Consider the following 13,158-nt stretch of genomic DNA (forward strand, 5'->3'; position numbering starts at 1 on the left):
GGCGAATTATAACGAAAAGAGCGGGAAAAGATAGCGGAAGACGAAAGGGCCGCCGTGGTTAGTTTTTGACCAGCAGGCGCTCCAGAGTCTGCAAAACAAGGTGAGGTGTGATGGGCTTAATAATGTAGTCAGCAAAACCCGTTTCAGCCAGAGCCTTATCCTGAAAATAATGGGCGGATCCCGTCACCGCAACCAGGGGCGTTCGGGCGATGCGCTCGTTACTGCTGTCACGCACCATTTTTGCCAACTGCGGCCCATCCAGAACAGGCATCTGAAGATCGACGAAAACGATATTGTAGGACTGGCAGGCAAGTTTGTCGAATCCTTCGCGACCATCGCAGGCCAAATCGGACTCGACACCGAATTTGGCAAGCAGACGCTGCATGATTTTTTGATTGAGCTCGTCGTCTTCGCAGATCAGGGCTTTGATACCAGGGAAAGGCATGCTGGTGTCCGCATGGGCCTTTTCCTCCAGAGGCTCACTCATGAATCGCCACCCTGCATGGAAAAGTCTCCCCATTTTTCACAGATATTTGGCATTTTTTGCCGCGAACAGCAAACCTTCGCGGTAATTCGGGTGGGCAATGCCTATCATCTGGCGAACCCGCTCGGACACCGTTTTGCCTTTTAACATGGCAACGCCGTATTCTGTGACTATTGTATCAACATCATTGCGACTGATGGAAACTTTTGCGCCAGGATTCAACTCAAAAACGATTTTGGAATGGTCAGCCTTCTGCGTTGTGGATTTTATCACCACGATACCTCGACCGCCCACGGAGCGCTGGGCGCCGACATGCGTGTCACTGGCGCCACCGACACCACTGAGTTCCTTATGGCCTAAGGATTCCGAGCAGACCTGGCCCGTTAAGTCCACCTCCACCGCCGAGTTGATGGATATCATCAGATGATTGAGGCCGATGCGATACGGATCGTTCACCACGCTGGCCGGATGGAACTCCACCAGAGGGTTGCGATTAATAAAGCGGTACAGCTCGTCGGTCCCATAGGCGAAAGCCGCAATCATTTTCCGGGGCCAACGGGTTTTGTGGCGACCTGTAATCACCCCTTTCTCATAAAGTTCAAGCATCGTATCGTTCATCATCTCCGTATGGACGCCCAGGTCCCTTTTGTTTTCCAAGGCTTTGCCGATGGCATTGGGGATGGAACCGATGCCAAGCTGCAGGGTGCTGCCATGGGGGACGAGATCGGCGACATAATCCGCAATTTTAAGATCCGTGCCGTCCATTCGAGGCCGGGCCACCGTGGGTAAAGGGGCGCTTGATTCGACAAAATAATCCACTTCCACGACCGGTACGATGGTCGAGCCATAGGTCATGGGAATGTTGGGATTGACTTCCAGGATCTTCAGGCGCGCGTTGCGAAAGGCTTCGGATTCATAGCAGTTGCTGGGTCCAAGGCTGACAAAGCCCCGTTCATCGGCGAGGCTGCAGGAACCCCAGAAAATATCAATCGGTTCACCGCTGCGTTGGATCCCCGCGAACCATTGGGAAAGATGCTGCGGCAGATATTGAACCGTAGGTCCATGATCCGATCGCACGCTTTCGGTCAGAAACATCACCACGAATTCCGTCTGGCTGCTGTGGAATTCTTCCGTAAAACAGGGATAACGTCGTCCTGGGTTGGCACAATAGACACGCAATGGGTCCCGACGTTGGGTCATCACCTCATGAAAACGCGAAAACAGAAGCTGGGGTTCAGCCGCAGCCATACTTGTCACCATACGATGGCCTTGTTTTTGAAGCAGTTCCAGGGCATTGTCCAGCTTGATCAAACGCACACAAACTCCGCGAAGAAGGTATTCTGACGACGGTGTCAGCCACCGTGAAAGTGAGATCCTTGCCATGGTCTGGCCTCAAGGTGCAATGAGGACCGCATCGGAGTGAGCCAGCATTGCCGCAAAAGGTACACGCGCAAAGCCAAAGGGCCCATGATGCAGCCGCTGCCTGCGGCCAAAGACTGTCAGGTTGGGTTTTCTGTCACGAATCATGGCGCTTACCTTGCTGGCGACATGCCCCACCTGCACCACGGCCTCGTAAGTGGATCCGACTTTTTTCAGAGCTTCCTGGTATTCCATCGTGCGCCTTTGCAAGGCAATCTCCATATGGTGCTCCAGATATTCCAGCAGGGCCGGTGTTCCCATCGGGCCGACCGTAACCTTCCGGCTAATTTCGGAGAGTTCGGTCAGCACACCATGCATGTTTTGTTCGATCACATGCAGATGGATCACGTGCGTATGGCCCCACTGAGAGGCGAGATTCATGCCCTTGCGCACAGCTCCCATCGACGAGGCGGAAAGGTCGTCGGCAATGATCAGGACCTGGTCCTTCTCTTCAAAGCGATTGGGCGAATTCTGACGCAACATCAGCACCGGCATGGGCGCGTGCTGCATCAGACTCAACGCGACAGAGAGGCCGCGAGGAATCAGCTGAAAAAGATGTTCACTCACTTCGATCGCGATAAGGGAGGCACGGGTCAGCTGCGCTTCGGCAATCAGACTCGCGGCCACGTCTTCCGAATGCACGATCTGCACGCGGATCAGCTCCTGATCGTCGAGTGAGGATTTTAGGCTCTCGATTTTCTCGCGAGCTTCCTTTTCATGCACCTCGGGCAAGGTTCGCCCCAGTTCGGCGATATCAAAGCTGCCGAGAATCTCCCGGTACAGCGACGGAAACTTCAACTTTTCCTCAATCGCGTGAACCAGCACGATCGGCTGCTCTGTTTTTGTGCTGAATGAGCGAATCTTCCGTATGAAGTCCGGGCTTGCGCCTTCCTTTTTTACGCCTGCAATAACGGTATCGTGATTCTGGTTTGATAGCGGCATATCCAGTTCCTCCCCATGCCATCGATGGTTGAGGTCCTGCAAAGTTTGGACCGTGCGGTGCATCCTAGAGCTCGTTCATCCAGCCACCATCCTCGATCTGTTCGGGACTGAACCAGCAGCGGGGACGGGTGCCCTGCGGTGAGAACTTTTCATGACAGCTGGCCGCCATCGATTGATTGCGCGCGGCTTCACTGCCAGGCGCCGCCATGTCATAGCCGGGAATTTGAGTTTCATCATAAAATACGGCGGCGGGATTGCGTGCGGCCTTGAAAACCGTAGGACAGAGCGCGCCGGCAACAAATGTATCCAGACGACACTGGGAGGCCGGATGCCGATTGTCGGTCACGCCCACCTGGTTGGTGTCGGGCGTATCGACTCCAGGTGCCGGTTCCCCGCCATTGACTTTATGGAGTGCCTTGGCGAATGACATTCCCGCGAAGATCGTCTTGTAACACAGATCACGATCGCGTTGGGATGGGTAGACGCTATCGCAGGCCGCCACGGCTCTGGTGTCAATCATCAGGCGATAGGCCAGGCCTTGCTTGTTCAGGGCGTTATTATCCTGTGCCCATATTTTTCGCACGCAAACCTGGGCCGCAAAGTAATCCGCCTGCCCATCCACGGAGACAGGCAACGCCAGGCCTGTGAAACCTTCTCGCACAAAAGGAAAGCCACCAAACAGATGGCCAATTTCATGGCAGATGACCATGGCAAAACCTTCAGGCGTCATCGCAGGAAGTCGAGCCAATCCTCCCCCGAAGCCGAGATACCAATTAGGATCCTGACGACTGCGACCGGCGTCGGCGTTACGAAAGTCCGAAGTCCAGGAGCATCGCAGGATGCTGTCTTCATCGAGGACGCCTTTGCATTCCGCCGCAACATCGGCTTCCAAAGGCAAACGTAAGGCTATTTTTGCCTGACGCAGTCCAGCCAGCGCCTGGTAGGAGTCGATGGTGCGATGAATGAGCGCGCGAAATTCCAGCTCATCAAGAACCGGTTCGCGCTCGTCGAATTCGGTAATGTCGGACGCTGGAAAACGGTCGATAGTATCATAAAACCTGGGATGGCGATCGTCGGATCCCCCGCAGGCGCCGATCCAGGCGGTCAGCAGAATAGGCCAAAATCGAGCTTTGCCGCCAGTCATAAAAACCTCCATGGATGCGGGAGCTAATCCTGGAGTGAAGCAATTAAAGTGCCAGAGGGAGATTTTCCAAAATTTCCGACTATCGGGTCAGCTCAGTGACCTGCTGAAACTTCTCCTTGTCCCAGGCTTCCGTGGGATAATTCTTTTGATAGAATTCCCATTGTTTAGCACATTCCTTGGCCGTGGGGGATTTGGGTTTGATCCGAATACATGCTTCGTAATAGGCCTCAGGGCGCATCCAGAGAAAGACATCGCGCAGGTTTTCACTGGTCTGACCCGTCAGCAGGTAAGCTTCAGCCTTGACCTCGTCCGTGCTGTCCCCGAGGGCAACATCATTCAACAGAGAAGCGGCCCGCATGGATTCAATGAAGCCAAAGGTGTGACGGCGTTCGCTCAATTTCTGAGCCTTGCTTATAAGCTGACGACTTTTTTCAAGAGCCTCAGCTCCCTTTAATTTTTTGTCGGGCGGATCCAGCTGCCAACCCTTCGCTGAGGTTCGCCAGACCTGGAGCATCTCCGTCTGCTGCGGCGTATAACCACCTTCATCGAGCAAGGCGCTGATCATTTCCAGAGTCATGGACGCATCCTGACGAATGCGTATCGTGATGCTCATAAGATTTTGCACCGCTCGTTCCCAGAGTTCCGGTTGCGACTTCTTAAACTTTTTATCGCTCAGGAAGCGTTCATAGGCGAGCATGGCGTCTTCATGGCGACGCGTGGCGGTGAAATATTCCGCCCGCTCCAGTTCATTCATGCTTCCCGAAGGTTCCTTAAATACCAGGGTCGCGGAATGTTTTAACGAGGACGCTGCATGGCAGCCCACACAGTATTGAGTGGTCTGCCTGAGCACATACCGTGCATAAGGATAGTTGCCTGCCGTGTACGCGTCGTTGATCTTCTGAAACTGATGGGAGAGATCGAGAGACAGATAGCGCATGATGGGGTCGACGGCATAGAGATCCAGGGTCGGCTTCACATCATGCGACAAGCTTTTTAATGTGGACAAGGCTTGCTGCACGCTTTGCTTTTGCTGCTGGCTTGGCTGGTCATCAAAGGGCCGAAGATTTTGCAGCAGAATCGCGACGTTCTCGGCGTATTTCTGCATGGTGGGACGGGCTGCAGGTGCGGTCTCGGGTTTTGTCGTTTCATTTTTCGCAGCTGCGGGTTGAACACCCCCGGCCAAAGCCAGGATTAAAAACAACGTGCGCATCTTTTTTCTCCATCTGAGACGTCAGGCTATCTCGTGCTTTGCAAGAGGTATGCATAGAGAAGTTTACCCTGTCCCCGTCCTGTAATCATTCGATTAAAGGCTCGGTCTGGCAGACCGCCTCCAAGTCCAAGGGATAAATGGGATGTATTGTGCGTGAAATGACGCAACCCGTGTCGGCCTTCGTCAGGGCTATGCTTTTGCGACCAGCTCAATCAGTCTGGCAGGTAAACGTCCTGCTGTCAGCCCGAAACCGGGGCCGTCAAGACGAGGCCTCAAAAGAATAGCAGCCTGTTTTTTTCCATGATAAGAATGATGTCCTGGTCAATCCCGGCTGTTTGCTCCGTCGTTTTGTGAGGTATTTTGATGGAACTCCAAGATAATCCGAAACTCTATCGCATCCGCCATTCGCTGGCTCATATCCTGGCCCAGGCGGTGCTGCAAAAATTTCCGCACGTGCAGCTGGGCTTTGGTCCTCCGACGGAACATGGCTTCTTCTACGACTTCGATTTCGGTGCCGAGCCTATTACAGAAGCCGATTTGAAGGATATCGAGAAGGCGATGAAAAAAATCATCGGGGCCTCGCAGCCTTTCGATTACTTTGAGTTTGACTACGACGGCGCTGTCGATTTTCTGCAGAAACACCGCGGTGAGCTGTATAAGCTGGAAAACCTGAAGAATCTGCATGACCGCGGCGAAACCAAATTCACGTTCTATAAGACGGGTCCGTTCCTGGATGTGTGCGAAGGCCCGCATGTGGAAAAAACCAGTCAGCTGCCGCCGGATGCGTTCAAACTCGATCGCATCGCGGGCGCCTATTGGCTCGGCGATGAAAAACGCAAGATGCTCACCCGTATCTATGCACTGGCCTTTGAAAATAAGGCTCAGCTGGACGACTTCCTGAAGCGCCGTAAACTGGCCGAAGAATTCGATCATAAAAAACTCGGCAATGAACTCGATATCTATCATTACGAGGATATCGTCGGCAAAGGCCTGCCTCTCTGGATGCCCAACGGGACCGTGATTCGTGATGAAATCCAACGTTATGCGATGGATATGGAATTCCGATTTGGCTACAGCCGCGTGGCCACGCCGCATATCACCAAAGGTGATCTGTATGTGCGGAGCCAGCATTTGGAGTCGTACAAGGATTCCATGTTCCCACCCATGGTAATCGAGGACGAAGGCCAGAAGACCGAATATTATCTGAAGCCCATGAACTGCCCGCATCACCATTTGATCTATGCTGCACGTAAACGCAGCTACCGGGAACTGCCGCTGCGTCTTGCGGAATACGGAACCTGCTATCGCTATGAGCAGTCGGGTGAAGTGTCCGGTTTGATCCGGGTGCGCTGCATGACCATGAACGATGCGCATATTTATCTGCGGGAAAATCAGTTTGAAGAAGAATTCGGCAAACTCCTGCAGATGTACCGCGAGTTTTATACCACCTTTGGTCTGACCAATAACTTCCGGTCACGCCTGTCCATCCGCAGCACGGAAAATCGCAGCAAGTACAAAGGTCCGGATGCGATGTGGGAAAAAGCGGAAAAAATGCTGGAAAAAGCCCTGATCGATGCCGGCATGGAATACTATCGCGGCGAAGGCGAAGCCGCATTCTATGGCCCCAAGATTGACTTCCAGTTTAAAAACCTGATGGGTCGCGAAGAAACCGTTTCGACCATCCAGGTGGACTTCCTCAGCCCGGCGAATTTCGGCCTTGCCTATACCGACGAGCACGGACAGGATCAGATGCCGATCATTCTGCATCGCGCACCCCTGTCCACCCATGAACGCTTTATCAGTTTCCTTTTGGAATACTACGGCGGCGCTTTCCCCACCTGGTGCGCTCCGGTCCAGGTCGTGGTGGTCCCGGTGAACGAAGACTGCCATGCCTATGGTCGCGCCCTGGTCGAGGAACTGCATAGCAAAATGGTGCGTGCGGAAATCGACGAATCGGATAATAGCTTCAATAAGAAGATCCGTACGCATACCATGCGCAAGGTCCCCGTGCAGCTGATTATCGGCCTTAAGGAAGTGGAGCAAAAGCAGGTCACGATCCGGCGTTATGGAATTCAGGAGCAGAAGACCGAAGGTCGCGATGAATTTATCGAGCAACTGCTGCAGGAGATCAAGGGCCGCGTGATGCTGCGTGAACCCATGGGTTCGTTGCTTTAATAGGAATAAAGGGGACGGGATGAATCAGGTTCTGGTCGTGGACCATCCGATGGTTCAGAATCGATTGACCGAGATGCGACGGGTATCGACGGACAGCGGCGACTTTCGTCAGCACATGGCAGCCGTCGCTTCCATGCTTTTTTACGAGGCGGCTCGGGTGCTACCCTTGTCCCGGGAAACCATTCAAACTCCCTTGCAACCGATGCAGGCCCCAGTTCTGAAAACAGGTCTGGTGCTGGTGTCCGTACTGCGCGCCGGTCTGGGTTTTCTGGAAGGGGTCCTGCCCCACCTGCCGACGGCGAGGGTTGGCTATCTTGGGCTCGCTCGCAATCCGAAAACGCTGGAAGCTGAATCGTATTACGCGAATCTGCCGAAGATTATGGATGAAGATCAGGTGTTCGTACTCGATCCCATGCTGGCCACCGGTCATACCGTGATCCACGCTCTGCAGCAGGTGGAAGCGGCCGGGGCTCGTCATATCCATCTCGTCACACTCCTTGCCAGTCCTGAGGGCGTGGCCAACGTTCAGAAAGCGTTTCCGCATGTGCGCATCGTAACCGCTTCCATTGATACGAAGTTGAACGAAAAAGGCTATATTCTGCCTGGTCTGGGCGATGCCGGTGATCGCCTCTATGGAACCTTGGGGCATTGAAGCGAGGTCCAGGGAAGCCCCCTGGACACCTTTCCTCAATGCAACTGGGGGACTGGTTCGATACGGATGTACTGTGAGATGCGTTCGATCAGCTCATTCCGGTTGATCGGTTTGCCCACGTGACCGTCAAATCCTGCGTCCAGACACCGTTTTTTATCATCCTGCATGGTATGAGCTGTCAGAGCAATGACCGGAAGATGACGACCCTGCTTCCGGATTTCGCTCAAGGCTTCAAATCCGCTCATTACGGGCATCTGAAGATCCATCAGCACGACATCAATGTGATTCCTGGTGAGTCTTTCAACGGCTTCGAGTCCATTGTTGACAGTCTCCACCTCGGCCCCAGCTGACTCCAAATACGTGCTGATCAGCAGTTGATTGTCCGGAGCATCTTCGGCGAGAAGGATGCGCACGCCTTGTAAATGATGACCGTTGGGAAGGAAGATAACCGAGGCGCCGAGCCAGGCGTCAAAGCTATGAGCGTCCTCGACATACATGCCCGTGGATTCTGAGGGCTGAATAGTCAGCAGGAACTCGCTGCCTTGATTGGGCTCGCTTCGGATCAGTTGAATGTCGCCTCCCAACACCTGGGCGAATCGCTTGGAGAGAGTGAGGCCCAGGCCTGTCCCGCCATGACGTCGTGTAGCGGACGGGTCCGCCTGAAAGAAGGATTCGAAAAGATGGGCCTGGTGTTCTTTTGAAATCCCAATGCCCTGATCGCTGATAAGGAAACCCAGCTGCAGGGGCTTGTCCGGCTCGGCCAGAGCTTTGACCCGCATTTCAACGGTGCCCTTGTCGGAAAATTTAATGGCATTGCCGATCAGGTTCAGCAAAATTTGCTTCAGGCGGAACGGATCGGTTCTTATCTTTTGAGGCAAGGGTTTTTCCGCCAGGATGCTCAATTTCAAACCTTTACCAAGAGCTTTCTGCTGCAGGAAATGCCCTGCATCGGCAATGATCTCCTGCAGATCCACGTCCTGAATATTCAGCGTGATCTTGCCCACATCCATCTTCGAAATATCCAGAATATCGTCGATGATATGAAGCAGGAGTTCACTGTTGCGTTTGATGGCGGCACTATATTTGTGACGTTCCGTGGATGCCAGACCCTCGCGAGCGAGCATATCCGAGAAACCGACGACGGCTCCCAAGGGGGTTCGTATTTCATGACTAATATTGGCTACAAAGGCGCTTTTTGCCTGGTTTGAAGCATCAGCCGCGTCTTTGGCTTGCTTCAGTTGATTTTCAATATCCACATGATCCGAAATATCTGTAAACAGCCGGATCACACCTTTGACCTGCTGCTGCTGATCGATATCGGGAATGTCATGGATGGAAACGTAGCGTTCGTGATCGGAAAAGTTTATTTTATTCTCGCTACGAACCGTCTCGCCAGCCAAAGCCCGTAACATGGATGAGGCGGTCTGTTGCAGAGCCTCTTCCGGTATGACGTCTTTTATATGCCGCCCAATGATCTGTTCTTTGCGCATTTTCCGCCATCTCGTATACGTTGCATTGCAGTACTGGAAGTGCAGGTCCCGGTCCAGATAAGCGATAGCCACCGGCAGCTGATTGATGATCAAACGAAGCTGGTTTTGCCGACGCTCCAGCTCTTCCTGGGTCTTCTCGCGTTCGGCAATTTCCTGCTCCAGCCTATGGCACATGCTTCTATATTGTTCAACGCTGGGAAGCTCAAGGATGCGGGGCAAAAGCGGCCAAACGGTGACGGCGGTGCCCATTGATATCAACGCTGTAGCCAATTTCAAAACACCGGAAGTGGCATAATCGGGATTCCAGACGGTCCAGACTCCAAAGAGATGCGTCGTGCCACAGGCTACGATAAACGAAGCAAAGAGGAGGAAGAGCCAGTTGAAGGCCAGGTCCGCGCGCTTCCGCACGAGATACACCAGCGCCAACGGAATCATGAAATAGGCGAAGCCAATGAGTGTATCCGAGACGACGTGCAACCAAAGAATATCGGGTCGCCAAAGATAGCAGTGACCATGGGGCATAAAGGAATCGGAATTAAAAAAAGTGGTGAGCATACTTTTTTCCGCCAGGCCTGTCGGGATAAATTCAAAAGTGCAGATGCGTTGTTTAAGGCTTTACCTTCGTTTTTCGCTTTTGGCAATCTTTTGAATGGATCTTTAAGCAGACTCAGCCGCGACCGTACGATTGGAATTGAGGTTGTGGGGCCGAAGCTTGTAAATTCCGATCGGTTCTGCAAGTCCGCGCAGGTGATGGAGGCCCATGCTGGTGACCGCATCAGGTTGCAGAAAACGAACCAAGGCTTCGCTTAAGTAAACGCTACCGGGTTCGGCAATGCTTTCCACCCTTGACGCCAGATTCACGGCGCGTCCGACAGCAGTATAATCAGACCGCTTCTTGCCACCAAAGCTGCCCACGACGGCTGGTCCTTGATGCAGTCCAATGCGCATTTGAATCTGATGGCCATAAAGGTTCGTCCAGCGTTCGTTCAAAGTATCAAGCGCATCCTGCATTTTAAGTGCACAGCGGGCGGCTTTCAGAGCCTGCTCTTCAACCGTCATGGCGTTGGGAGCCCCGAAGAGAACCATGATGGCGTCACCGATAAATTTATCGATGGTTCCATCTTCGCTAAAAATCACGTCGGTCATGGCGACAAAGAATTCGTTCAAAATTGCCGCGACCGTATCAGCATCCAGCAGATCGGTGGCCCTGGTGAATTCGCATAGATCAGAAAACAGAACAGTCACGACTCGGTGGTGTGGGATATTGTTCAGGCTCGAGCGCCCCTCGAGTATATCGTCGACCATCTGCGGTGGAAGGAAACGCTGCAACACATCGGTTTTGATATGCTGATTCAAGCGATGAATCTCCCGATTTTTTTTACGAATGCGCAGGAAGGCGACCGAAACGATGAGGAGCAGGAGGCAGGAACTCAAAATTATGAGGGTCTTGATGGTCGCATCGCGTTCGTTCTGGCGAATCGTAAGCTGCTGGATTTCATTCTTCTGGGCCAGCAGAATGTTCTGCTGTTCCTTGCGCTCCAGCTCAAACTGCGCCGCGAATTTCTGGGCGGCTTCGTGCTCCAACTGGCTGGACTCTCGAAAGGCGGCGCGCATATGATCCTGCAGGGATTTCAGGGCAAGCCTCGTGTCACCCAGGGATTCGTAGTACCGTGAGCGCAAAAGGTTCAGGTCGCTATAAGCACCAATCTGCTTGGGGTCCAAACCCAGCTGGTCAATCGCCTGCAGATGCGTCCACGCGAGCTCATGTTTCTTCTGATCCAGGGCCAATGTGACTAGATTTTTGTGAACTTCAAAGGCCTGGCTTTTGTTGCCGTGCGCCTCGAAAGTAGCGGCGGCGTGAAGCAGGACCTGCCGGGCTTTATCCAGCTGTCCTCGATTGCGGTAGGCATCCACCAGTCCGAGTTGGGCATAGGCCTGACTCAGATCGTCATGAATGGCTTCAGCATACGCTGCCGCTTGTTCAAAGTTTTGAATGGATGCATCTTCATTGAGCAGCTCGGCATGGACATCGCCTAAATTGTAGGCGGCGAGATGCGCAAGAAATCTGAGGCCTCGCGTCTGAGCTTCAGCTTTTAACTCATTCAGGATATCGACCGCTTTGGAAAGGTTATGTCCTTCGAGGACGAGAAAGCTTGTGGCAATCTGATTCATGGCCACGAAATAGATAACGCCTTTTTCTGTGCCACGCAGCAATCGAATGGACTGTGCCAACTGTTCGATGGCTGCCGTTTTATTGTTGGTGCGAGCCTGGAGCAGTGCCATGTGGCTGCGGGCTCGTGCTTCCAGCAGGGGCAACTCCGAAGTTTGACTCAGAACGATCGCTTCATCGATAAGTTGGATGGCCTCGGCGGCTTTCTGTTGGAAGCTCAGAATCGCGGCCTTCTGCAGCAGGATCTGGATTTTCCAACGTGGCGTCCGCGTCCTCGGCAATTGCTGTTCGATGCTTGCGAGCAACGCATCCGCTTCGTCCGTTCGCTCTAGATAGGCATAGCTTGCCATCACATTCACAGCGATGTGCAGCCACACGTCCGGGTCGTCCTTCGGTGACTTCTGTAAAAGGTCAAGGTTGTAACGGAGAGCCGCGGAGGGATCATCAAGGAGCCTATGCTCGCCGACGGCAATCAACTGGGATAGGTCTGGGTTGCCTCGGCCCGCCTTGGGGTTCAGGAGCAGCAAGGTAAGAGTGAGCCAAAGACCAAGGCGAAACATAAGAAATCCTTCATAGGAGCCTGAGGCTTCTATCGACCGCGCCTGACGCAACCTAAGGTTTCGCACGTGTCATGAGCAGGAATTCTGAAAAATCATAAATTCCCGGCTGTTGACTGCTTTCGGATTGCCGTGTGGGGTAGGAGCCATTGGGACTAAAACGCAGCTCCCAAATGGAAATACAGAAGGTTGAGAGCCACCTGATCCTTGGAATCAATGAACTGATCCACGAGGCGGTGGGTCACCGTATTATCGTAGGACGAGTAGGTATAACTCAAGGGAGCGGCAGCGCCGATCCATTCGCACCCAAGGGTAAAACTTCGCCACTGCCATTGATTGCCGATGCCCAGAAGCGCATTCTGTTGGTTAAGATCACCGATGTGGGTTCTCATCAAACCAAAGGTTTCAAGGCGGCCCGTCATGTTTAGATTTTCGAGTCCCGCTTTCACGAAGAACGAATTCCCCAGAAAATACTGATAGGAAATGGCCTGGGATTGACCCTCGGCATGAAGCCTCGCATCGGCAAAATAATAGCTATAATCAGGATCCGTCGTCAGACTGGAACTCGAAGCTCCACCTCCCATATGGGACGCACGGACAGTGATGAAGGCGTCCGGAGCCAAAAAATACGCGGCCTCTGCAGAGACAATGGCCAACCCGTAATTCACGGAGCGAAACCCCAGACCACCCCAAAGACCAAACCGTTTCATCTGCCTATTTTCCTCAGAGAGGCCACGATAGGTTGGAGCTGCTGGCTGCGGGATGACGTCCTGCGCCCAGGCCGTCATGGATCCCAGTCCAAGCAGAACAAGCCCTAGCTTTGCCAACATGGATGCCTCACTCTGTTTGGGAAAGAAAACATATCGGCTTGGACTGTGCGCGGTCGGGTAAAGAATTATGAAGAGCCACTGTCTT

Annotated in this window: 10 protein-coding genes; 2 read left to right on the plus strand and 8 right to left on the minus strand. The window is 53.3% G+C overall.

The annotated features are described in order from the left end of the window. Nucleotides 1–58: 58 nt before the first annotated feature. The 5 genes from VE954_RS01460 to VE954_RS01480 form a co-directional block, all read right to left on the minus strand. Complete coding sequence (locus tag VE954_RS01460) at nucleotides 59–487, minus strand: response regulator (protein ID WP_324948899.1); 429 nt, start codon at nucleotides 485–487, stop codon at nucleotides 59–61. A gap of 36 nt (nucleotides 488–523) precedes the next feature. Then, the gene (locus tag VE954_RS01465) at nucleotides 524–1,801 is read right to left on the minus strand and encodes an acetyl-CoA hydrolase/transferase family protein (protein ID WP_324948901.1); all 1,278 of its coding nucleotides are present in this window, start codon (nucleotides 1,799–1,801) and stop codon (nucleotides 524–526) included. A gap of 75 nt (nucleotides 1,802–1,876) precedes the next feature. Continuing rightward, nucleotides 1,877–2,845 (minus strand): universal stress protein, encoded by a 969-nt coding sequence (locus tag VE954_RS01470; RefSeq protein WP_324948903.1) that lies wholly within the window; start codon nucleotides 2,843–2,845, stop codon nucleotides 1,877–1,879. Between the two features lie 64 nt (nucleotides 2,846–2,909). Beyond that, nucleotides 2,910–3,989, minus strand: coding sequence for a hypothetical protein (locus tag VE954_RS01475; protein ID WP_324948904.1), 1,080 nt, complete (start codon nucleotides 3,987–3,989; stop codon nucleotides 2,910–2,912). A 79-nt stretch (nucleotides 3,990–4,068) separates the two neighbouring features. Further along, nucleotides 4,069–5,199, minus strand: a complete 1,131-nt coding sequence (locus VE954_RS01480) for a hypothetical protein (RefSeq protein ID WP_324948905.1) — start codon at nucleotides 5,197–5,199, stop codon at nucleotides 4,069–4,071. 363 nt (nucleotides 5,200–5,562) lie between these two features. On the opposite strand from VE954_RS01480, the gene thrS reads away from it, so the two are divergent. After that, a complete protein-coding gene (gene thrS, locus VE954_RS01485; RefSeq protein WP_324948907.1) occupies nucleotides 5,563–7,374 on the plus strand; it encodes a threonine--tRNA ligase in 1,812 nt (603 codons plus the stop codon). A gap of 19 nt (nucleotides 7,375–7,393) precedes the next feature. After that, nucleotides 7,394–8,026, plus strand: coding sequence for a uracil phosphoribosyltransferase (gene upp / locus VE954_RS01490; RefSeq protein ID WP_324948909.1), 633 nt, complete (start codon nucleotides 7,394–7,396; stop codon nucleotides 8,024–8,026). Nucleotides 8,027–8,061: 35 nt separating this feature from the next. Here the strand turns inward: upp and VE954_RS01495 are convergent, their stop codons facing one another. The 3 genes from VE954_RS01495 to VE954_RS01505 form a co-directional block, all read right to left on the minus strand. Next, nucleotides 8,062–10,071, minus strand: a complete 2,010-nt coding sequence (locus tag VE954_RS01495; protein WP_324948911.1) for a response regulator — start codon at nucleotides 10,069–10,071, stop codon at nucleotides 8,062–8,064. Nucleotides 10,072–10,173: 102 nt separating this feature from the next. After that, nucleotides 10,174–12,246 carry an adenylate/guanylate cyclase domain-containing protein gene (locus tag VE954_RS01500; RefSeq protein ID WP_324948913.1) on the minus strand — a complete coding sequence of 691 codons (2,073 nt, stop codon included), beginning with the start codon at nucleotides 12,244–12,246 and terminating at the stop codon, nucleotides 10,174–10,176. Between the two features lie 152 nt (nucleotides 12,247–12,398). Further along, complete coding sequence (locus VE954_RS01505; protein ID WP_324948915.1) at nucleotides 12,399–13,073, minus strand: hypothetical protein; 675 nt, start codon at nucleotides 13,071–13,073, stop codon at nucleotides 12,399–12,401. Between the last annotated feature and the right edge of the window lie 85 nt (nucleotides 13,074–13,158).

The organism is Oligoflexus sp., from assembly GCF_035638955.1.
In the GTDB taxonomy this organism is placed as follows: domain Bacteria; phylum Bdellovibrionota_B; class Oligoflexia; order Oligoflexales; family Oligoflexaceae; genus Oligoflexus.